The sequence below is a fragment of the Undibacterium sp. GW821-FHT07F11 genome, assembly GCF_059418665.1.
Window position 1 is genome coordinate 121251 of the sequence record NZ_JBWKQH010000011.1, and the last position, 22042, is coordinate 143292.

The window sequence follows — 22042 nt, forward strand, 5'->3', positions numbered from 1 at the left end:
TTTCGGACAACATGTTGTCCGCCGATGAAACGAATCGCCCTTGCAAGGGCGGTTTCCTAAAGTGCAAACCATGCCGGGAAAATTTTGCGCGCGTCCTGGCAACGGAAATTAAAAAAGCCCTCGCAAAAAAATTGCGAGAGCCTTTTTATGACAGTTTAATGAATTCAGAAGCGCGCCAGCGCTGCATCCTTGTTCGCCTGTATATCCAGGATGGCATTAAAACCACTGACCAAAAATACTTCATTGATCGATTCATTCAGGCTGCACAAGACCAGCTTGCCGCTGGCTGCCTTGGTTTTCTTGGCTGTCAGCAAGATGACACGCAGACCGGCGCTGCTGATATAGGCGAGATCAGAAAAATCGATCAGTATGTGCACTTCACCAGCTTCGATGGCAGCGAGAATTTCTTTCTCAAACGCAGCAGAGTTATTGCTATCGAGGCGGCCAGCAGGAGTAAAGGTTTTTATATTCGGCATAATGATCCTGACAGGAAAGTTTGTGGACTAAATGCTGCATATTCTAGACGTAATTTCGACTCAAATCGTATTTTTAACAACGCAAAAATAATAATATTTTTTTGAATTTTGTTAAACACTAGACATCATTTCTGTGCGCGTGTACTATTGCCTTCGCTGCCTAAAATTTGGGCTTGAATTTTGATTTCAAGTTTTGATTTTCGGGCAGCATAGAGTTTCGTTTCATTCCGATATATCTTCGTTGAACCACGTAAACTAGGGGTAAAAAAAATGGCACATTTATATGACCAACTGGCATCTGCAATCGCAAAATCCGCACAAGATCCTGCATACCGTACCAAACTGCTGTCTGACCCAAACGGCACTCTGAAATCTGACGGCGTTGACATCGGCGGCGCAAAAATTTCCATGGAATGGACAGAGATCACCAATGTATTGAGCATCCTCGTTGAAAACGGCGGTGCAAACTGGAACGGTTCTATCGTTCTCAGCATCAAGAAGTAAATCCCCACTCGCGAGTAGAGTAGAGCACATGGCTCATCCGGGCTGTGTGCCTGATGTCTGTAGCAAGCTCATGTAACAGATATCATGTAGCACATCAATCGAATGTTTTTCCTGAACAATATTCCCTGAACAAAGACCATGCATCGATGAATGTGGGCCTGCGGTGTACCAGTTCGCGTCCGCAGTCAACAGCGTTGCCGGATTGATCTCTCCTGCTTGCCAATGCAATGACATGCAGTTCATCATACTGTTTGAGTAGAAAATCCCAATCCCCGGCATTGCCACTGTCAAGGCTCTTTATCAAGCTGACCTTTGATGTTGCATCCACACTGAACACCAGCCGCCGCGCATCGGCAGACAGACCTTCACCTGTGGCTTTCAGATAAGCCTCTTTTAGTACCCAGAATTCATAAAATTTTTGCGCCCGGTTCTGGCTGTCTGAATCATTGACTTCAGCAATTTCTTCGCTGCTGCAAACCACGTCCATCAACTCAGCCAGATTGACATCATGGTTAAATAACTCCACATCCACACCAATTTCCATACCATATTGCAGTGCCACCACAACCAGGTTACCGGCATGAGAAATGCTGATGGCCGGGGCCACAATATCTTCCCTGGCTAAGCTGACTGACGGTTTGCCTGTAGCGGCTATAACGATCGATATTTCTTGAGGCGGGATACCACACATTTTTGCAGCAGCCAGTTTGACCAGCGCACGCCCACCCAGATACCTGTCTCGGTCATCCTGCTGCAGATAGCGCTGACCACGCACTTGTTCAGCGTTCGTTAACAGGGTTTGCAAACCACTTCTGCATGCGCGCAGATAGTCCAGCCTGGCTATCCATATTTCTGGTGCCGGGCTGAAGGCTGTATTTTTTGTGCTGAAAGTCATAGTCAGGTTATATTCGTCTTTGCCGCATTATATTTTTAAATCAGTCCCATGCAATGTAATAAAGGAAAAGCATATTGAAAATCATCGCTTACCCATTTGCCTGTGGCAGCAGTTATAGCTATGCCAAGCTGTCGCGTGAGCACGACCATGAATGGCTGGTGCTAGACCCACCGGGACATGGCTGCAATATGCGCCAGCCTTTGATGCACAGCATACCCGAGATGGTATCGGCCTTACTCGAACCTACTTTGCATGCGACTGCTGGCAAGTCTTATGTCTTGTTTGGTCACAGTATGGGTGCCTATATCGCGCTGGCTATGCTGGACAGACTGGTGGAGTTGGGTGCCAGCCTGCCGCAAAGGCTGGTGTTGTCAGGCGCTGCCGCACCGCATAGCCGCGCATTACAACATCATGCGGAATTGCCGCACGACGAATTTTTGGAATGGGTGGCAAACATGGGTGGCATCTCGGCAGAAGTACTCGCAGAACCCCAATTGATGGAATTGTTTGAGCCTATCCTGCGCGCCGACATAGGCGCAGCAGAAGCCTATGTCGATGGCAGCCTGCGTCAGTACGATGTTCCAGTGAGAGTGCTGCTGGGGCAGGATGACAGGATAGCGCTGGCCGATGGCATGGCCTGGGCAGAATGTTTTGTGAATGCACCTGAAGTGCATACCTTTGCAGGCGGGCATTTCTTCTTGTTTGATGAAGTCGATAAAGTGCAAAGCCTGATTGCCTGAAATGAAAAAGCGTGACTCCGAACAGCAGAGCCACGCTTGCAGAACAAGACAAATAAGTTTTAGAACCTATACAGCACCGACGCCTCAATTGCACGGCCAAAGATAGGGCGGGCAAAGACCACGCTGCTGCCACTGCCGATGACGCGGGAATTACCTTCGGTCAGACCCAGTTGATTGGTCAGGTTAGTGCCTGCCAGACGGAATTCCAGATTCTCACCCAGACCCACCAGGATGCCTGCATCCAGGGTGTAATACTTGGGCAGGGATTGCTGGTTTTCTGCATCGGCAAAGCGCGCATCGACATGGGTGTAAGTGCCATACAGCTTGATATCACCATTGTCGAGCGGGATACGGTAGCTGGGCGACAGGCGGAACTGCAATTTAGGCTGACGCTTCACTTCATTGCCGGTATTGGCACCATAGTTTTCATACTTCGATTGCTGGTAGGCACCACTGAGTGAAATCTGGAAATTCTTGACAGGGCGTGCAGCCACTTCAAATTCCAGACCAGAACCGCTGGAGCCACCAATCGCAGTCACATTGCTACCATTAGCCAAAAACTGCTGGAAGGGCAGGCCAGTGAAAGTATTATGGAAGAAGGTCAGGTAAGCACTGACGTATTCCGACACGCTCTTCAAACCTATCTCATACTGCTTGACCTTGGTCACAGGCGCATTCACACCGTTGTCACGTATGGTGTCGAACTGTGGCAGCGCAAAGCCAGAGTTCAGGCGGGCAAATACGCTGAAGTTTTCTGACACCTTGTAATTGCCGCCCAGTGTGTAAGACACTTCACTGTCGCTGCGATTGACGGGCGTATTCGAGCCACTCAATACGGATGCATTGTTGTTGTACAAGGTCAGCGGATTATTATCCAGATCCACTGATTTTGGATTCGAGATAACACCATTCAAGCGGCGGTTTTCGGTACGTACACCGGCATCAACACGGATGCGGTCATTGATCTTCCATTCATCAGCCAGGTAAAACGCGGTATTCTGTGCCGAGAAATTCTCGTTCAAGGTATAGAAGGATGCGCCGTCATGGCCATTGCCACTGACTACCACACCATTATTCAATTGCACATTGATAGGGCGGGCATTCGGTGTCGCTGTCATCAGGACACCGTTACCCAGATACCACATGTCCTTGGATGAATAATCTGCATAGTACAGGCCAGCCGTCATGGTGTGGTCCTTGACGAATTCTTTGCTGATGCGCAGTTCATCGGTGAAGGAACTCAGTTTCTTTTCTACCGACCAGATGCCGGCAGACATCACTTGCTGGTCACCCGCAACTGCACCGCCACCATTCAGATAAGTCGCCGTGCCTGAGATAGCCTGCTTGCCACCTGCCGCAGCTACCACATTGGCCTGGCCATTGGCTGACTGGATTGCACTATTGATATAGCTGGACATGCTCACAGGGCTATTGCCGGTGAAGATCGCCAGGGTAGGTGCATCACCAGAAAAATGATTGAGTTTGTTGCTGATATTCCAGCCATTGATGTTTTGCGAAAAGTCCACGCCAAACAGATTGGCTTGCAAGCCACGGCCATTTGCCAGGTCCTTATTCAATACTTGACCCGGGCCCACTTCCAGAGCGACATTGCGCAATTCATTGCTATACAGCGAACCCGTCAGAGGATCAAAACCAGGGAAGCCCGTAGGTTTGCCGCCAGCAGAGCTGGCCGAGATCAGCGGTACGCCAGTATAGAAAGTGTTTTTGTCATTGACAGTGCGCGCATAGAAAGTCAGCTCACCCTGATCCAGTTTTCTGGTGACGCTGGCAGTGATCTGGCCGCCTTCATCTGCCGGGTATTGCCCGTCACGCACGCCCTGTGCAACACGATAAAAACCACCTATGGTACCGTACCAGCCATCGGCAATCTTGCCACCGTAGTAGCCGTCAATACGACGCAGATTGCCAGTTCCCACAGTAGCCCGCAAGCTGCCTTCTGCAAGATCACGGCCTTTCTTGAGCAAAAAGTTCATGGTTGCGCCAGGCTGGCCATTCGAGAAGATAGGGCTGGGACCACCACGCAAGACTTCGACCCGTTCTACTGTGTCATCAATACGGAACAGCGATGAACCTTCAAGAAAAGACAGGGTAGGCGGCGGGAACAAAGGCGAGCCATTCATTTGTATCGTCACAAACGGCGCATCACCATCGATAGGGAAGCCGCGTACACCAATATTGGCACCGGCATTGCCGCCACTGGATTCGGCATAAATACCTGGCACGATTTTCAGTAAATCAGCAGTGCTGCTGGGGGCAGCCTGTTTCAGTTGTTCTTCATTGGCGGTGGTGATGGAGTAAGACGCGTCAATCTTGCGCTGACCGCCACTGCGGGCATTACCTGTCACCACGATTTGCTGGACTTCATCTGCCTTGGCTGGCGCAGCGGTGGTGCTCGTCTCTGGGGTGCTGGCGACCTGGGCTTGAGCCTGGCTCAATAATGTCATCATGGCGATAGTGATCGCCGACAAGCGGAAGGGCTTGTTGCAGTTCATGTTGTGCTCCTGAATATTATTAAAGTTTGTCGTCCTTAACATCCGATCAAGGGCAATGCACCAACTCATCATACGCATTGTTGCCTCTTGCCACTTCCTAAATGAGTCTGGCCTGATTTTTTTGGCCTGTATCCCTGGAACTCAAGTGACGAGATGTAAAAACAAGCTCATTGAAACAATAAATGTTATCGATGTCAATTGAAATGTTATCGATGTCATTTATTCGACACAAATTATTTTAATTGCAAAAAACTCAAATTTCTTTATGGAAATGGATGTCCGGTGAGCGCGTTCAAGCAGGATATTCGCATGGCACAGACAAAATATTCGACGTGTTTTCTGGTGACTTGCCTATGCCTTATTGACCGCAGGTTGCCAGGTCGGGTGCATAACTGTTGACAGTCGGGGCGCGAGATATATCGCGCCCAAACAAGCTCTGTCATAATGCGCGGGAATTAATTGAAATGAACTTCAGGGGTGGCGAGGCCAGTGATAGCTCTGGTATCTGCCGGAACATGAAATCATTGCATCTTGAGCCGGATTTGGCACACATTTGATACACATTTAGCACTCAATAAGGTCTTTGCATGTCAGCAAAAAAGCGTAGCACACCCAATCCCGAATCCGGGGTAACGATGGAACACCTGGCAGCCATTGCCGGAGTATCCACCATTACGGTGTCGCGAGCCTTGCGCAATAGCCCACTGGTGACGGTGGATACACGCGAAAAAATCCGCAAGATTGCAGAAGAGCAGGGCTACCGCTTCAATGTCAGCGCCCGCAATTTGCGCCTGGGCCGCAGCCATTCTGTGGCTGTGGTCGTGGAGATGACGCCCGCCAATGACAGGCCCATGTCTGACCCTTATCCGCTGGAATTATTGGGCGGCATCACCCAGGAACTGACGACGGCAGGCTATAGCGTGGTGTTGACTTCCATGCAACTCATCGATACCCCGCCTGTGCAGGGGGCGGACGGCATGATCCTGCTGGGGCAGGGGTCGCACGGTGAAGCAGTGCGCCGTTTGCAACGTTCGGGCCTGCCACTGGTGATCTGGGGTGCACCGGATGCCAACCAACCTGGCATCGTGGTCGGTAGTGACAATCGCAAGGGCGGTGCCAGCGTGGCGGAACGCTTTATCCAGCAAGGGCGGCGTAAGCTCCTGTTCATCGGCGATATCGACCATGCAGAAGTGCAGGAACGCTGTGCCGGTTTCATGGAAGCCCTGGGCGAGCAGCAGCACGCGGTGACTATACTGCGCCCCAAGGCATTTACCTTTGAAGCCGGGTTTGACTGCATGTCTGCCTATTTGGATAAAAAAGACAAAGCCTTCGACGCCGTCTTCGCCGCCAGTGACTTGCTGGCCATGGGCGCGATACGTGCAATCACTGAAAACAACCTGTCAGTTCCTGGTCAGGTATCCGTCATCGGCTACGACGACACCCCTGGTGCCGCCAGCTTCATCCCTGCGCTGACCAGTGTCCACCAATACCTGCGCGACGGCGGCATCCTGCTCGCCAAGAAAATCCTTGGCCTTATCAATGAAGAGACGGTGGAGTCCGAGGTCTTGCAGACCATGCTGGTGGTCAGGCAGACTTGAGATAGCCATTTCGCTAAGGGTGGCCAAGCCAATTGCTGCTGCTCCATTACGGCTAATTAATTGCAACTGACCCAGTTAGGCCAGCGCATACTCGTACGTCCCACATAGGCAACAAGCCTCCCAATCGTCGCTTCTGCGAAGGCCGGAGCCTGGCAGTGTCGTTCGTCGATTGACCACGTTCACCTTAAAAGCGAATGCACAAAAGTTTCCTTAAATTCCTTCCATTTTCTGTCTTCATTTGCAATTTTTAAAAGCAAGGCTGGAAAAATAAAAATTTACTTCATTGACTTTTAAAACCGGTTTAAATAGAATTAATTCAAATTCAAACCGGTTTGAATAAATTTAAAAATTATAAAACTGGAAAAAACCTCATAAAACACCCATAAACACCCAAAATCAAGAACAAAAATGAAGGACGACACCGTGCAAACAAGCGATGCCTTGCAACATCAATTTCCGCTGGAAGGCTGGGGGATTACAGAAAATCAACTCGATGACGGGCATCATCTGCTCAGCGAAACCCTGTTCGCCCTGGGAAATGGCTACATAGGTTTGCGCGGCACGGCAGAAGAAGGTAACCAAAGAACCGCAGCAGATTCACTGAACGGCAGTTACCTCAACGGTTTTTATGAATCCGAAGCCATACAGTACCCAGAAAACGCCTACGGCCTGGCACGCACCAATCAATTCATGCTGAATGTGCCGAATGCCAAATGCCTGGCATTAATGCTGGAAGATGAGGCTTTCGATTTGCAGCAGGGCAGGGTAGACAGTTACCAGCGCCAACTGGATTTTCGTACTGGCTTGCTGACGCGCACGCTGGAATGGACATCCGCACAGGGGCGCAGCATACGCCTGCACAGCCAACGCCTGGTCAGTTTTGATAACAAGCACGTGTACGCGATGTCGTATAAAGTCACGCCGCTGAATTTTTCTGGCGAGATCAAACTGGTTTCTGCCATTGATGCAGCGGTTAAAAATATAGCGGCTGGCGACGACCCGCGCGTAGGCTCGGCTATCAGCGGCCCGGTGCTGCACAAACTCGAAGTGATGCAGGAAGATGATTTCTCCGCCTTCCTGCACCGCACCCACAATAGCGGCCTGAGCCTGGCAACTGCCATGCAAAATCATTTGCAAACACAGAGTGCTTACACCAGCAGCTTGCAGCAGGATGATGAGAAGCTGGAACAGCAATTCACTATCCAGGCAGTACAAGGGCAGGCAATAAAGCTGGACAAATTCTGCAGTTATTTTTCATCCCGCGATTATCCTGCCGCATCTTTGCTTTCACTCAGCCAGCAAACACTAGACAAGGTACGTGAACAAGGTTTTGCACAACTGGCAGCCAGCCAGCAAGCTTATCTGGATGACTTCTGGGCGCAGGCCGATGTACACATCAGCGGTGACGCTGCCTTGCAACAGGGCATACGCTTCAATATGTTCCACCTGCTGCAATCGGTAGGACGCGATGGCAAGACCAATATTGCTGCCAAGGGCCTGACAGGTGAAGGTTATGAGGGCCATTATTTTTGGGATACAGAAATTTATATCTTTCCCTTTTTCCTCTACAACAAACCAGAGATCGCCAGGAAGTTGCTTGAATACCGCTATCAATACCTGCCGCAAGCCAGGGAGCGTGCGCGTCAGATGTCGCATGCCAGCGGCGCACTCTACCCATGGCGTACCATAGACGGTGAAGAATGTTCAGCCTACTTCCCCGCAGGCACGGCGCAATACCATATCAATGCTGACATAGCCTATTCCATCAAGCTGTATATGGACGCAACGGCAGACATGGATTTCTTGCTCACGCAAGGTGCAGAAATCGTACTGGAAACTGCCCGCCTGTGGATGGGCCTGGGCCATTACACCCGCTTGCCTGGGCACAACGAGGAATCATTCTGCATCAATGAAGTGACCGGCCCTGATGAATACACGGCGCAAGTCAATAACAACTATTACACCAATGCCATGGCGCAAATGCATTTGCGTTTTGCGGCTGATATCGTCAGGCAATTGCAGGCTGAACACACAGAGAAATTTTCTGAACTTGCCACAAAAATCCACCTGCAAACTGATGAAGAAAACGCATGGCAACGCGCCGCTGATCTGATGGCTTTGCCCTATAACCAAGAGCGCGGCATCCATGAACAGGATGACAGCTTCCTCAATAAAAAGGTCTGGGACTTTGCCAATACCCCCAAAGAAAATTATCCTCTTCTGCTGAATTACCACCCGCTGGTTATCTATCGCCATCAGGTTTGCAAGCAGGCAGATGTAGTGCTGGCCTTGCTCTTGCTCAGTGACCAGTTCAGTCTCGATGACAAGCGCCGTGACTTTGATTTTTATGAGAAGGTCACGACCCATGATTCATCCCTGTCCACCTGCATCTTCAGCATCATCGCTGCAGAAGTTGGTTATCAGGACAAGGCCTATGATTACTTCATGCAAACCGCCAGGCTGGATCTGGATAATACCCATGGCAATACCCACTATGGCGTACACACGGCAGCCATGGGCGGCACCTGGTTGGGCATTGCCTATGGCTTTGCAGGCATGCGCATCAGCAAGGGGCAATTGAGTTTTGCGCCGGTCTTGCCTAAGCAATGGCAGGACTACCAGTTCCGCGTACATTTCCAAGGGCAACTACTGGAAATCACCGTGGGCCAAACCCATGCCGAATACCGTCTCATGCGCGGCGCGGCATTGCAATTCCAGCACAATGGGCAAAGCCTGCAAGTGACTGAGCAGCAAGCGACATGCAAAGTAGTTTTGCAGGCACAGGAGCTGAGCCATGCGTAAATATGATTATCGCGGTGTCATCTTTGATCTGGATGGCGTGCTGACAGACACTGCACATTATCACTATCTGGCCTGGAAAAAACTGGCTGAGAGTGTTGGTGCGAGTTTTGACGAAGCCTTCAATGAGCAGCTAAAAGGTGTCGATAGAATGGGTTCGCTGAACCTGATCCTCGCAACATCCGGCAAAGACTTTAGCGATGCAGATAAACTGGCACTGGCAGATCAAAAAAACCTGCATTATCAAAGCTTGATCGCACAACTCAGTCCTGCTGACTTATTGCCCGGCGCGGCAGCGTCCTTGCAGCAGATACGAGCAGCCGGTTTAAAAACAGCCTTGGCATCCGTCAGTAAAAATGCCCAGGCAGTGATAGAAAGACTGGGTATCGCAGATCAGTTTGATGTTGTCGTCGATGCCGCAAAAATAAAGAATAGCAAACCGGACCCAGAAATTTTCCTGACCGCAGCAGCAGGGCTGAGTTTGACTGCAGATGTATGCTTTGGCATCGAAGATTCCATCGCAGGCATACGCGCGATCAAATCTGCGAACATGTTTGCGTTGGGCATAGGCAGCCCGGCAGTATTGACTGAGGCAGATGTTGTCATCGCAGGTTTGCATCAATTCAGTTTGCAGGATTATTTGAAGTAACAGCAGTAACAGCAGTAGCAGTAAAAGTAAAACATAAAAAAATAAGCAGTAAAAATAAAAAAGGCAGGAGACAACATGACCAATCAGGCTCAGCACGCAGCCAGCAGGCGGCGCATCATTTTTGCGCTATTCCTGCTATATTTTGTATTCGCCATCCTGCTCAACAGCGTGGGCACGGTGATACTGCAAGTCATCAAGACTTATGGCGTCAGCAAATCTGCTGCCAGTGTGCTGGAGGCTTTCAAGGATATTCCCATCAGCATAGTCTCGTTTTGCGTCGCATCTTTCCTGCCGCGCCTGGGTTATAAATATGCGATGCTGGCAGGCATGGCCATCGTCACGCTTAGCACAGCAACCATGCCCTTGTTGCCCGGCTTCTTGATGACCAAACTCTTGTTCCTTAGTGTGGGTGTTGCCTTTGCCCTTATCAAGGTATCCGTCTATGCGACCATAGGCCTGATCAGCGCTGACCGCAAACAACATGCGAGCCTGATGAATACGCTGGAAGGCTTTTTCATGGTGGGCGTGCTCAGTGGTTACTGGATATTTGGTTATTTCATTGATGCCAATGATCCCGCCTCACCAGTCTGGCTGCACGTCTACTGGCTGCTGGCAACCTTGTGTGCCTTGACCTTCCTGCTGGTGGCGACCACCAGCTTCACCGAATTTGAAGCAAAGCTGACAGTCAGTCACAGCAGCCTGCTTACCGATTTTGCCGATATGCTTAAACTGATGGCGCGTCCCCTCGTCTGTGTTTACATAATCTCGGCTTTTTTATACGTACTGCTGGAGCAGGGTATAGGCACCTGGCTGCCCACTTTCAATAATGAAATCCTCAAGATGCCAGTAGACATGAGCGTGCAAGCCACCAGTATCTTCGCGGCTTGCCTGGCCATAGGCCGGCTGGGGGCAGGTGCAGTCATGCGCAAGCTCAACTGGTACCTGGTCTTGAACATCTGCCTCATCAGCATGGCAGCGCTGGTCTTGCTGACGCTGCCATTGACCCATAACATCGTCGCCAACCCCGATCTGCGCTGGAGCAATGCGCCGCTGGCGGCTTTCATTTTCCCATTGATTGGCCTGTTCATGGCACCGATTTATCCTGGCATCAATTCTGTCATGTTGAGCTCTTTACCGACTAACCAGCACGCCGCCATGACGGGTTTGCTGGTCTTGTTTTCAGCCCTGGGCGGTACCAGCGGTTCCATGATCACTGGTTATGTGTTTGGTGCGATGAATGGGCAAACGGCGTTTTACCTCTCCTTGTTGCCCTTGAGTGTCATCTTGATGACTCTGTTTTTCTTCAAGCGAGCCATTGAGAGGCTGGACTGATCCACCCTGCACAAGTATATAATCCCAGCTTATTTCCAGCTTATTCATTTCCATCTTTCTCATTTGCCCTATGTCGATTACTTTAAAGGAGCTTGCTGCCAGTCTGGGGATGTCCAAGACCACGGTCAGCCGTGCCTTGAACGGCTACCCTGAGGTCGGCGAGCAGACGCGCAAAAAAGTATTGGCAGCAGCAGAACAGCATGGCTATGAAGCCAACCCCATGGCGCGCAGCCTTGCCGTAGGCCGCACCAATGTGTTTGGCCTGATCTACCCCTTGCTGCCATCTGACTTGGGCGACCCCATGTTCCTGGGTGTCGTCGGTGGCATGGCCGAGGCGCTGGAAGCGCGCAAGATGAACCTGATGATTGCGCCTGTCTCGCCCGGCAATGAATTACCCTCGTACGAGCAAATGGTCAAAGGTCGCCGCGTCGATGGCCTCATCGTCAGCCGCACCATGGTGCAAGACCCACGCATCGCTTATTTGTCGAGACAGGGTTTTCCCTTCATCGCCCATGGCCGTACCCAGACAGACAAGCCCTATGCCTGGTTTGATTACGACAATGCAAACGGTATACGGCTGGCTGTGCAGCACTTGCTGGGACTTGGCCACCAGCGCATCAGCCTTATCAGCGCACCGCTGGAATTGAACTTTGCGCGCCAACGACGTACCAGCTTTGTCGAAGCCATGAGCAACGCCGGCCTCGATATTGATACCCGCTATCTGATACAGGATGCTCTCGACAGACGCAGTGGCTACCTGGCAGTGCAGCAGCTATTGAACTGTTCACCAAGACCCAGTGCCATCATCGTCGATAACCATCTCTCAGGTGTCGGTGCCATGCGCGCTCTGATGGATGCTGGTATTACCATAGGCCGCGACATCTCCGTCATCGTCTGGGGCAATATGGAAGACACCCTGGTCGGTGACCAGGTCACCATCATAGACCAGCCCGACCCAAGAGCGGCTGGCACCAAGATGAGTGAAATGCTGCTGGCGCTGATGAGCGGCACACCCGCAGCAGACTTGCAGGTCTTGTGGCAGCCGGTGCTGATCGCGGGATCAACCACCGGCCAATGTGAAGATCATCACTGATCCTTCAAGTACTCCAGCAAATCCAGCCTTTGTTCCTTCGTCAGCATAGGCAAGTCACCTGGCTCTTTTGCTGCCTTGGTACCATATTCATGACCAAAGTTACGGTTGCCATTGAGCCTGGTATCGAAGGTAAAGCCTTCATAACCTGTGCTCTTCATGCCGACTTTTTCTGCATCAAATTCACGCGAACCAACGAGGAATTTTTCAGGGCGGCATTCTGCATCTTTCTGGTCTGCAGGGCAGGTCGCTGGCAGCAACAAATCATACAAGGTAGGCACCGAACCATTATGCAGATAAGGCCCGGTCGCCCAGATGCCATTCAGTGAGCGTCCCTTGTAGGCTTGCAGTGAAGAGTAGGGATTCATCGTGGTATCAGGTATGTAATTACCATGCTTGTTTGAATCCTTGATCTCATTGCCAAACAGAGCCTGGATGATATTGTGCAACCACTCAGACCAGCGGCGTATGAAACCCTTGTCTGCATCTGGTGTAGTCACCACGCCCAGAGTCGCCTTGGTCAGCAGGGCAGCGATAGGGGCTTTTTTATCCAGCAAGACATCACCCACACCCGCGCCTACGTATTGATTGCGCAAGATGCCTGAATAACCATCGTATTTGATACTGTTGTCGGCCATGGTGGGGTCGGTACCCACTTCTTCCAGCTTGGACATATGCGCCACCACGCGCCGTTGTGGTGAACTGCGGTCTATCTCTGCATGGCAGCTGACGCAATAATTGGCAAACAGTTTTTCACCACGCTTGATGCGGGTCTGATCCAGCTTGCCCAAAATCTCTTGCGGCCATTTGGGTGACTGCAATTCAGTCAGCTGGTTTTCTATGCGGCGCAAGTTCTGGGTATTGATGGAGCTGTTATACTCAACGACCTTCTTGGTCCAGCCCTGGCCAGAAATCAATGAAGTAATAGAGAAGCGCTTGCCTTCATGCCAGTCCAGCGAGCCAAATACGCCAATGACTTCTCCTGTATTGCGCCCCAACGGCCCCAGGCCACCATTGCCACCAAGGCCATTCCACTGCACATAGTCATGCTGGGCAATATCCCACAGAAATGGGTAACTGACAGGCGCATCCGCCTTGATGAATAATTCCTGCCTGAGTTTGACGATGTTCTTGGCCGAGGTCGCCACTCTTTCCACGATCTTGTCGCGGTCGGCAGAACTGATATCCGGCCCTATGCCAGCCAGCGCTGTCCTCACTTCATCTTCAGTCAACACCTTGCCCAGCACTTCTTCTATCTGCTGGCGGTTCAGCAAATGTTCCAGCGTGCGGTTATAGATACGGCCAAAGGCATCCAGCCGCGCGTAACCATAATCGACCGGGCTGTGGTTGATGATGTTATAGCTGGTCAGGCGCAGGGTATAAGTCTTGATATCGGCAATCACATCCGCTTCATTACTATAAGCACCGAGTTTCAAAACAGCCTGGACAAAACGTTTTTGCACATCAGGTTTGTCCCTGACTGCCACCATCGCCTGGGTCAGTCCTTTCAGGAATCCCGCCATGTCTGCACTGGCCGGGCCACCGTCAATACGCATGCCCGTACCCTTGTAATTGACTTGCGCAGTATGGCAGGCGGCGCAGGTGAAGCCCATGTAATTCTTGCTCAGGTAATTGTCTTTGACAAAGCCCACAGGCAAGGCATCAGGGTTACTGGAGGTTTTTTTCTGTGGCAGATAACGGTAGCGATTAATGTTCTCATCACTGCGGAATAGCTCAGGCTTGTCGTCCTGTTCCAGCACCAGGAAAAAATCATAAGGCAGCAAGTTGGAGCCCTGCGTCGTGGTGTAGAACCACAGACTCTGCTCAGGCTTCCAGTTCTGTTCCAGGTAAACAATCTTGCTTGCGCTGTCACCAAATACATCCTGCTTGACCGTCATTGCACCGCGATCAGGATCACTGTCAGACACTTCCCATCTCTGTGACAAAGTGATGATGAGGGGCGGGATGATGAATAGCAAAATCAGCAGCAAGAAGCCATGCCATATTTTGAATTTTATTTTTGGAAGTTTCATGATGCTCCCTGAGTGGAAAGACGCGGGAAATCCGGTGATTTGGCGTTGTTTATGATTGTATTTTTATCATGTCGATATTTTAAGTGTTTTTTTGTGGACCATTGTTTTAGTTGAAGTGGTTGTGCGTATTTAGCAACAACATTTTGAGGCAGGCAAGCCAGGTTTTTCTCACAGGCGTGTGGCTGGGTTGCAGCAAACACTTTGTCGCTGGCAAGCGGGGGTGAGCTCAGGGTGTCATTTCACATTGAACTAAAAAAGTGATTGACTCTATAGTTACTACAGGGTTTTAAATGGTTATCAGACTCAAATTTAATTTTAAGAAAATAACGAAATCATGGCTGATACAAACACAAAAGAGGCACAGGCTCGCAATTTTGCGACGGAAAACGCGCTGCTCAAACCCAGTGCCTTGCTTGATTACCAGCACCCTTCCATACAGAAACTGATTGCAGTGCGTGGGTGGAAGAATCTGGATGAATTCGACCGCATTGGTGCAGCTTATGGTTTCGTGCGTGATGAAATCGCTTTTGGCTATAACACGGCAGATGATTTGCCTGCATCACGAGTGCTGGCAGACGGTATAGGGCAGTGCAATACCAAGGGCACTTTACTCATGGCCTTATTACGTGCATTGGATATCCCTTGCCGTTTCCATGGGTTCACCATAGACAAGGCTTTGCAAAAAGGGGCCATCACGGGCCTGGCTTACGCCCTGGCACCACGCAGCATTATCCATAGCTGGGTTGAGGTCTGGTTTGCCGGGCGCTGGCTTCATCTGGAAGGGTTCATTCTCGATAAAAAATACCTTTGCCAATTGCAGCAAAGATTTTCACGTGAGCAAGGCGCGTTTTGCGGCTATGGAGCAGCAACGCCAGATTTACAAAACCCGCAAATTGAGTGGAAGGGAAGTGATACCTATATACAAAAAGATGGCATCAATGCTGATCTGGGTATCTATGAAACGCCTGATGAATTCTATGTGCAACATGGGGTGAATTTGTCGGGCATAAAACGCTGGATTTTCCTGAATATCGTCAGGCGATGGATGAATAATAATGTGGCAAATATCCGTGGATGAAGAGTACGCTTCGTTTGCATAAAGATGTAGAACATGAATTTGCAAATGGAGAACTGGCGATGCCATGCAAACTCAAATCAGAGCTGATTTAGTTCCAGGCATACAAGGCCGCTTGCGTAATACTTGAACTCATCCCTGTTGATGAAATGAGTTCAAGCTCCGTGAGACCACCTTGGATGCGGTGGGCCAATTATCTATTTCTTGAGGATGGAAACGACCTTCTTGTTAAATTCCACGCCCTTGCTGCCTATCATGACCTGAGCATCCGTACCGCTCACGTTGATGTTAATGGGCGTTATGGCGCAATCTTCACGTATTACGGTGATGGCGGTCAATTCTTTACTTGGGGCTGTTGCCGTCGAGCGCAGGTGATACTGACTGGGAGATGGCTTGTCTGGCTGGATATCGACCTGATCAGTCATCGTCATCACCGATGGAAAGTTGTGGTGAGTGATACAGATGGACGACGGGGCGTTGACAAGCCTGGCCGCGCCGGTAGTATCAATATTAAACGGTTGCAAGGCATGGAAGTTCAATTCCCAGGTGCGCGCTGTTGAACTATTGGCCCAGTCATAGATGACGATAATACGCTCATCCTTGAAATAAGCCATGGAACGTATCGCATTATCGAGCAGTGGCACCCATGTCGCTGGCGTGCCGCTGGCAGTCTGGCGGCGGTAAGCTTTGCTCGCATCGCCGGTCACGATGGCAATGCCGTTACTCTCGCCACCGTTATAGAGCTGGCCTGCGGCATCCGATGTGCTGACCGGGACAGTTGGTTTGAGTGGTGACACCGTCGTCTGGGATTCTGACTGGCCTATCCCGCCATCAAAGGTCAGGGCATTCTGTGACCTGGTTGAACGGGTTTGCCTGTGATGTTCTGAATCATAAGCATAATAATAGCCGCTGCTGATGAGCATGTCCCTGCCTTTGGAAACCAGGGTAAAACTGTTCTGGTCCGCATAGGAATGGTTGTAGGCACCCCATTCACTGGACCGGAAGGCAATGCTGGACCTGTTTGCATCCGTGAACTTGCTGGTCAGCGAGGCCAGCCCCGCATTCGGGAAGAACCAATTGTCCTGCGTTGGCGCAACCGGGGTGACCGGCTTGGCACCCATGGCGACCAGATTAAAATAATAAACCGGACGGATATTCTGATTGGTGAGATTGTCCTTGTTCGCCTGGAAATACCATTCATGCGTAGCATTTTGCGTCAGCAATGCAAATGGCTGCAAGGTGTCGAATGAATAGGCCAGGTAATCATAGTTATAGGTGTGGTCATCGCCAAATGGCGTCATCAACTGCTTGTACAAAGGCGCGGTGAATGCCATCAGGTAATCCACATACTTGGCATAGTAGGGCTGATTGCTGATATCGTAGCCAGTAACAGATTTGATGTTGATCAGGGTTTCGAGCAAGGTTGCGACATACCAGCCATAACCTGTACCGTTCTGGAACGCGCCATCGTCACCACCATGGGCGGTACTGCTGACCAGGAAGGTGGTATAGGCATCACGCAGATATTGCTCTGCTTCCGGGAAGTTCTGGTCGCCTGCCAGCAGCAATAATACATTCAGCAAGAAACCGACATTGGTCACGCCATGCGAATCTTTTTTGTGCAAATGATGATTGGCAATCAGCGGCATCATTTGTTCCGCTCTCGTTTTGATGACGCTGATGACCTTGCTTTTTTCTGCAGCGCTCAGATCATCATAGAAATAATCATAGCCTTTGGCCAGCGCCAGCAGCACCTGGCGTGCTGCCTGATCCTGGAACGCATAGTTGCTGACACCATTAACCGGATCCCAGTCTGCCAGTGCCAGCAGGCGTGCCTTGCCAGCGGTAGCCATACTGGCGTCATTGGTCAGCTTTGACACGTAGCCAAGATAATTCATGTCGCTGGCGGCGGCTGAGGCGATGTTGTTGAGTGAAATCAGCCAGCTTGTATAGTCAGTCGGGTTTGGTGTGTTGAGAGGCCGTTTCTGTGGTTCTGGATCAATTGGGTTCGCCTGTATTTTTTTTGCCCTTTCTTTCAGGATTGCAAATGGGGCGCTGGCATTTTGCGTGATATTGGCCAGCATGGCTTCCTTGCTCAAGCCTCTGGGGAACATGCGCGGCCTGATCGCTGATTTTGTTGCATTGATGATTTGCGTGGGGTTATAACTGGCCACATCAATCGCAGTGGCATCAACATAAAAACGCCTTGTCTGGCTCTGTGGTGTCGTGCCGTTCTTGCTTTTGTAACTGACTGTCCATTCGTAACTACCAGCAGGCAGATTACCTGGCAACTGATATTGCGGGTACTTGCTGGTGGCCGACAGATAAGGCTGGCTGTCCTTGATAATATTAATATTCCAGGGTTCTGCAATGGCGGTGTTCACCGGCAGATAACCTTCTGGCCATTGTAAAACTGGAGCTTTGGTTTTTGACATACCACAATCTTCAGGATAAACACTCCCCAAAAGCTGGGGCTGGTTTGAAATAAAATCGGCCACCTGGTTTGGCGTACAGGCCTGGTTAAATCTCGCCTTATAGATATTGCCATCATAGGTTGCGACGACCGTAACGCCTGCTGGCGGTGCCTGCATGGCCAGTTTGGCCTGGGCCTTGTCACCATTGTCAGCGATTGAGCCGCTGCTGCAGGCAGTCAGTACAAAGACCGGCAGGCAGGAGCAAAAAACCGGTATGGCTTTAAAGATTCTTTCGATATGTGCATGTATATGTGCTTGTAAGGGCATAGTTTTAACTCACTTTTATTTTCATGAAAATGAAGCGTGTATCCATTCTTCGGGGGTAGAGAGGACCGCGTTTAATCACCTTTGCGCTGATGAGATAAATGCTTCCGCGGGCAACATCTATTGCCCTGTACTCACTTGTCGCCGACGTTGTTATATAGCAAGTCGTTTCATGATCATTCTCATTTTACAAGTTGTTGCATTTTTGACATAGTCGGCAAATAATAAGACTTGTCGCCGAATGGCAGTTTTGGATTCAATATGTGTGGCCGCGGAGAATCGGGCCAGGCGTGTATTTGCGGCGCATGACCGGGATGGCCCTGGTCATACGCACGGCCACAAAGCGAGACGAATACTTGGGCAGCGTGAACCTCATCAACGAACACATACTTAAAGGTATAGGCAATGTCACTCGCACTATATGGTCACCCATTCTCTTCCTACACCCAGAAAGTCCTCATCGCCCTGTATGAGAATGACACTGCCTTCGAATTCCGTTGCATTGGGCCAGATACCCCCGGATACACAGCAGAGTGGCTGCAACGCTGGCCCCTGGGCAAATTTCCCCTGTTGGTCGATGGTGAGCGCAATGTCGTCGAGACCAGTATCATCATCGAGTACCTGCAACTGGCCCACCCTGGACCAGTGCGCCTGCTGCCCGCAGATCCCATGCAGGCACTGGACGTGCGCTTTCTTGACCGCTACTTCGACCTGCACATCATGACCCCGGTGCAACATGCGGTAGGCGCAGCACTGACAGGCGACACTGTAAAAAGACAGGAAGGATTGGCCCATGCCGCCAGCAAACTCGACCTCGCCTATGCATGGCTGGAAGATCATCCCGACATAGCAACATGGGCAAGCGATGAAGCTTTCACGCTGGCAGATTGCGCCGCAGCACCTTCACTTTTCTATGCAGACTGGACCCAGCAGATCGCAGAAAAATACCCACGACTGCGCGCCTACCGCAACCGCTTGCTGGCCCGGCCATCATTCGCAAGGGCAGTGGAAGAGGCACGGCCTTATCGACAGTTATTTCCGCTTGGGGCGCCGGATAGGGATTGAATGAGGGATTGATTTCCTCAGCATCTGATAACTTGCAGGCTATCGTATCATTGGATGACTGGCTCAACTGTCGTGCCATGAGCAATCAACTCACGGGTGTTGGCAGATTTTTTGTTGTGCTTGATGGGCAAACTAAGGTACGTGGCTATTACGTCATGGCGGCTGGAGCAGTCGCACATCAACTTGCCACCGCAATATACGCTGCAATATGCCTGAATCCATTCCGGTGCTGGTTCTTAGCCGCCTTGCAGTAGATAGCGAGACGCAAGACATTAAACTGTGTGTAGCATTTTTATAGGATGCAGTGAACCGGGTATTGCAGGTCTCATAAAACACTGGCGTGCGCACTTTGCTTATTCATGCCTTGAATGACAAGGCAAAAGCGTTTATGAATACTATGGTTTTCATGTGTCGCCTCAGGATGGGATGACGTTGATGTTGGGGTTGAATTATGATCAACTAGACAACATTCATCACATATAGTATTTTATAAAGATTGACGCGCAGAAATTGAACTATGTAGATTGCAGCCAAGCAGGATAACTTCAGCGAAAAATAAGCACAGCATTCTCTACGTGGAAACTGGTGGGTGCTGAGATTCCTGTTAAAGAGCCGTTCAAAGGCTTAGGAATTTGGAGCCACTAGGCTATTCGAAATGTGACCGGTGGCGCTCGTTGAGCCACTTCAATAACGCTGAAAGCTATAACATGACATGTTCACATGGCCGGATTGCGCCGACGCCAATTACCAAGCTTCGTTTGTTTGCGGATTCTGGAGGCTATTGCGCTAACCCCAATTGCTCTGAGCCAATATTCAAAGAATTTGATGATGAAGTTATTCACATTGCTGAGATCGCACATATCATTAGCGCAGGAGACAAAGGCCCCCGTGCGGATGCGAAACTAACCGATGAGGAGCGAAGCAGATATGAAAATCTTCTTTTGCTTTGTCCAAATTGTCACACCTCGATTGATAAGGCCGAGGATAAGTTCTCGGAAGATTTGATTCTTGAATGGAAAAGACGGCATAAGGAAAAGCTAGCGGCTCTATTTGGGATAAAACTTTTCCCTTCTAGAAAAGAAGCAAGATACGCAATAGCCCCACTTCTTTTGGAAAATAGATCAATTTTTGATAAATACGGGCCAAATACAGACGAGCGATTTAATCCGGAAAGCTCAGTGCCAGCTCAATGGCGTCGAAAAATAAGGGAAAGCATTATCCCCAACAACCGTAAAATTCTCGATATTCTTGATGCCAATCGCACTTTACTTCACGAGGAAGAATTTCTCACCATTGAGACTTTTCGACAGCATGTTAATGACTTTGAGGCAAAGCATTTAGGAGGTGTTCCACACAGTGGTGAACAATTTCCGGAGCAACTTAATAAAATATTTGAGTGAGTTAACACATGACAGTTACAGATGGCAGCACTAATTGGGTTGCGGGCAAATTGTCACACGAGCATGTTTCAAGCGTGCGCGCCGTAGAAAACAATCTGATTGAGCTAGATATTGAAGAGATGGGCCCTGTTCTGGTCGCGGTTATGTCGTTGCGTGTCGCAGGATTGGCTAATATCCCGGCTATAGCTCGCCGATCAGATGTAGAATTTATTTTAAACATACCCAAGGATGCACTTTTCGATGGAGATCTTATAAATTTTGCTTACGGCGTTCCGGTTGGACTTGGCGGGATGGGCGATTTGCTTAGGGCAGTCAATCAAAAAGACTTGCGAGGATATATTTGCCCGGAAAGAAGATTCATTTTTCGAGCGTTGTCTCAGCATGAAGTCGTTTCTCGCGTAGAGATGTTGAACAACAATACGTTTCTTATTCATCGGCATACGATGGCTGCGTATCAAGTTTTGGCTATTAACGAGTATGAAATCACCGCCGATGTAATCAGAGATAATATTCAGAGATTCGGAAGAAGTCGAACCATTCTTGTTAACAATCCAAATGGACGTGTCACGCCCGAAGCCGTTGACGCAGCCAGAAGTGCAGGCGTTCGAATCGTAGATGTTCGGCAGTTACTAGGAGCCTTAAATAGTTAAAAAAGAAGAATTACTGCTTGAAATTTACCCTTTCATCTTGGATGCGGCTGCTGCATTTGATGGAGGAAAGATTTATTTATTCGGTTCAATTTTAACTAGCAAACCACAAGTTTCAGATGTGGATATCTTGGTGGTTTATGAGTCGGTGAATGGTCTTGCTGAGTTAAAGGAATATTTTTCCTCGCTGAGCTTAATGGCTCCAATCGATGTAATTTACATGACTACTAATGAAGAGATTTACCTTAACTTCGTAAGAAAACAGAATGCTGCGCTTGTTGTCCCGCGCATCGAAAAATGTTAATCAGTTAATAGGCCACTTCAATTTTTAAAATTGAAACCGAGGCGTGACGGTAACTTGATTGCTATTCCTGTCCCATTATTGAGGGGGCTGCCTTGAGGTTTCAAGACAAACCGGACAGACAAAAAGGAACAACCGTTGACGAATCAATGGCTTACGAATTTTGGGTGGAGTCGGCGGGAATCGT

At 49.9% G+C, this 22042-nt stretch carries 17 protein-coding genes; 12 read left to right on the forward strand and 5 right to left on the reverse strand.

What is annotated here, in order from left to right:
- Positions 1-164 precede the first annotated feature (164 nt).
- On the reverse strand, positions 165-476 hold the full coding sequence (locus AC07OI_RS25165; RefSeq protein ID WP_492706897.1) for an STAS domain-containing protein: 312 nt from the start codon (positions 474-476) through the stop codon (positions 165-167).
- Between the two features lie 270 nt (positions 477-746).
- On the opposite strand from AC07OI_RS25165, the gene AC07OI_RS25170 reads away from it, so the two are divergent.
- Complete coding sequence (locus tag AC07OI_RS25170) at positions 747-980, forward strand: hypothetical protein (RefSeq protein WP_492706899.1); 234 nt, start codon at positions 747-749, stop codon at positions 978-980.
- Between the two features lie 94 nt (positions 981-1074).
- Here the strand turns inward: AC07OI_RS25170 and AC07OI_RS25175 are convergent, their stop codons facing one another.
- The gene (locus tag AC07OI_RS25175) at positions 1075-1875 is read right to left on the reverse strand and encodes a 4'-phosphopantetheinyl transferase family protein (RefSeq protein ID WP_495259127.1); all 801 of its coding nucleotides are present in this window, start codon (positions 1873-1875) and stop codon (positions 1075-1077) included.
- A gap of 74 nt (positions 1876-1949) precedes the next feature.
- Here AC07OI_RS25175 and AC07OI_RS25180 point away from each other — a divergent pair, with 74 nt between their 5' ends.
- Positions 1950-2615, forward strand: coding sequence for a thioesterase II family protein (locus AC07OI_RS25180; RefSeq protein WP_495259128.1), 666 nt, complete (start codon positions 1950-1952; stop codon positions 2613-2615).
- 59 nt (positions 2616-2674) lie between these two features.
- Here the strand turns inward: AC07OI_RS25180 and AC07OI_RS25185 are convergent, their stop codons facing one another.
- Positions 2675-5128, reverse strand: coding sequence for a TonB-dependent receptor (locus tag AC07OI_RS25185; RefSeq protein ID WP_495259129.1), 2454 nt, complete (start codon positions 5126-5128; stop codon positions 2675-2677).
- Between the two features lie 587 nt (positions 5129-5715).
- Here AC07OI_RS25185 and AC07OI_RS25190 point away from each other — a divergent pair.
- From AC07OI_RS25190 to AC07OI_RS25210, 5 genes are all read left to right on the forward strand, one after another.
- A complete protein-coding gene (locus tag AC07OI_RS25190; RefSeq protein WP_492706907.1) occupies positions 5716-6726 on the forward strand; it encodes a LacI family DNA-binding transcriptional regulator in 1011 nt (336 codons plus the stop codon).
- Between the two features lie 408 nt (positions 6727-7134).
- Complete coding sequence (locus AC07OI_RS25195) at positions 7135-9528, forward strand: glycoside hydrolase family 65 protein (RefSeq protein WP_495259130.1); 2394 nt, start codon at positions 7135-7137, stop codon at positions 9526-9528.
- Positions 9521-10174: a beta-phosphoglucomutase gene (pgmB, locus tag AC07OI_RS25200; protein ID WP_495259131.1), complete on the forward strand. Its 654-nt coding sequence runs from the start codon at positions 9521-9523 to the stop codon at positions 10172-10174. The genes AC07OI_RS25195 and pgmB overlap by 8 nt, the downstream gene beginning before the upstream one ends.
- A 75-nt stretch (positions 10175-10249) precedes the next feature.
- Positions 10250-11506 (forward strand): MFS transporter, encoded by a 1257-nt coding sequence (locus tag AC07OI_RS25205; RefSeq protein WP_495259132.1) that lies wholly within the window; start codon positions 10250-10252, stop codon positions 11504-11506.
- 76 nt (positions 11507-11582) lie between these two features.
- Complete coding sequence (locus AC07OI_RS25210; protein ID WP_492707350.1) at positions 11583-12599, forward strand: substrate-binding domain-containing protein; 1017 nt, start codon at positions 11583-11585, stop codon at positions 12597-12599.
- Here the strand turns inward: AC07OI_RS25210 and AC07OI_RS25215 are convergent.
- Positions 12593-14629 carry a di-heme-cytochrome C peroxidase gene (locus AC07OI_RS25215; RefSeq protein WP_492706915.1) on the reverse strand — a complete coding sequence of 679 codons (2037 nt, stop codon included), beginning with the start codon at positions 14627-14629 and terminating at the stop codon, positions 12593-12595. The genes AC07OI_RS25210 and AC07OI_RS25215 overlap by 7 nt on opposite strands.
- Before the next feature lie 334 nt (positions 14630-14963).
- Between AC07OI_RS25215 and AC07OI_RS25220 the strand changes: the two genes are divergently transcribed.
- A complete protein-coding gene (locus AC07OI_RS25220) occupies positions 14964-15707 on the forward strand; it encodes a transglutaminase-like domain-containing protein (RefSeq protein WP_492706917.1) in 744 nt (247 codons plus the stop codon).
- A gap of 194 nt (positions 15708-15901) precedes the next feature.
- On the opposite strand, the gene AC07OI_RS25225 is transcribed toward AC07OI_RS25220, so the two are convergent.
- The gene (locus AC07OI_RS25225) at positions 15902-18445 is read right to left on the reverse strand and encodes a DUF4962 domain-containing protein (RefSeq protein ID WP_495259133.1); all 2544 of its coding nucleotides are present in this window, start codon (positions 18443-18445) and stop codon (positions 15902-15904) included.
- Positions 18446-18847: 402 nt separating this feature from the next.
- Here AC07OI_RS25225 and AC07OI_RS25230 point away from each other — a divergent pair, with 402 nt between their 5' ends.
- The 4 genes from AC07OI_RS25230 to AC07OI_RS25245 all read left to right on the forward strand — a co-directional run bounded on the left by AC07OI_RS25230 (position 18848) and on the right by AC07OI_RS25245 (position 21858).
- Positions 18848-19507: a glutathione S-transferase family protein gene (locus AC07OI_RS25230; RefSeq protein WP_495259134.1), complete on the forward strand. Its 660-nt coding sequence runs from the start codon at positions 18848-18850 to the stop codon at positions 19505-19507.
- A 707-nt stretch (positions 19508-20214) separates the two neighbouring features.
- A complete protein-coding gene (locus AC07OI_RS25235; RefSeq protein ID WP_495259135.1) occupies positions 20215-20907 on the forward strand; it encodes an HNH endonuclease in 693 nt (230 codons plus the stop codon).
- 8 nt (positions 20908-20915) lie between these two features.
- Positions 20916-21557 carry a hypothetical protein gene (locus tag AC07OI_RS25240; protein ID WP_495259136.1) on the forward strand — a complete coding sequence of 214 codons (642 nt, stop codon included), beginning with the start codon at positions 20916-20918 and terminating at the stop codon, positions 21555-21557.
- 37 nt (positions 21558-21594) lie between these two features.
- Entirely contained in the window at positions 21595-21858 is a 264-nt protein-coding gene (locus AC07OI_RS25245) for a nucleotidyltransferase domain-containing protein (RefSeq protein ID WP_495259137.1), read from the forward strand.
- The last annotated feature ends 184 nt before the right edge of the window (positions 21859-22042 follow it).

Bases quoted from the DNA above. Each gene is read 5' to 3' on its own strand.
- AC07OI_RS25165 (WP_492706897.1), bottom strand. From the start codon at position 476: ATGCCGAATATAAAAACCTTTACTCCTGCTGGCCGCCTCGATAGCAAT.
- AC07OI_RS25170 (WP_492706899.1), top strand. From the start codon at position 747: ATGGCACATTTATATGACCAACTGGCATCTGCAATCGCAAAATCCGCA.
- AC07OI_RS25175 (WP_495259127.1), bottom strand. From the start codon at position 1,875: ATGACTTTCAGCACAAAAAATACAGCCTTCAGCCCGGCACCAGAAATA.
- AC07OI_RS25185 (WP_495259129.1), bottom strand. From the start codon at position 5,128: ATGAACTGCAACAAGCCCTTCCGCTTGTCGGCGATCACTATCGCCATG.
- AC07OI_RS25190 (WP_492706907.1), top strand. From the start codon at position 5,716: ATGTCAGCAAAAAAGCGTAGCACACCCAATCCCGAATCCGGGGTAACG.
- AC07OI_RS25195 (WP_495259130.1), top strand. From the start codon at position 7,135: ATGAAGGACGACACCGTGCAAACAAGCGATGCCTTGCAACATCAATTT.
- pgmB (WP_495259131.1), top strand. From the start codon at position 9,521: ATGCGTAAATATGATTATCGCGGTGTCATCTTTGATCTGGATGGCGTG.
- AC07OI_RS25205 (WP_495259132.1), top strand. From the start codon at position 10,250: ATGACCAATCAGGCTCAGCACGCAGCCAGCAGGCGGCGCATCATTTTT.
- AC07OI_RS25215 (WP_492706915.1), bottom strand. From the start codon at position 14,629: ATGAAACTTCCAAAAATAAAATTCAAAATATGGCATGGCTTCTTGCTG.
- AC07OI_RS25220 (WP_492706917.1), top strand. From the start codon at position 14,964: ATGGCTGATACAAACACAAAAGAGGCACAGGCTCGCAATTTTGCGACG.
- AC07OI_RS25225 (WP_495259133.1), bottom strand. From the start codon at position 18,445: ATGCCCTTACAAGCACATATACATGCACATATCGAAAGAATCTTTAAA.
- AC07OI_RS25230 (WP_495259134.1), top strand. From the start codon at position 18,848: ATGTCACTCGCACTATATGGTCACCCATTCTCTTCCTACACCCAGAAA.
- AC07OI_RS25235 (WP_495259135.1), top strand. From the start codon at position 20,215: ATGACATGTTCACATGGCCGGATTGCGCCGACGCCAATTACCAAGCTT.
- AC07OI_RS25240 (WP_495259136.1), top strand. From the start codon at position 20,916: ATGACAGTTACAGATGGCAGCACTAATTGGGTTGCGGGCAAATTGTCA.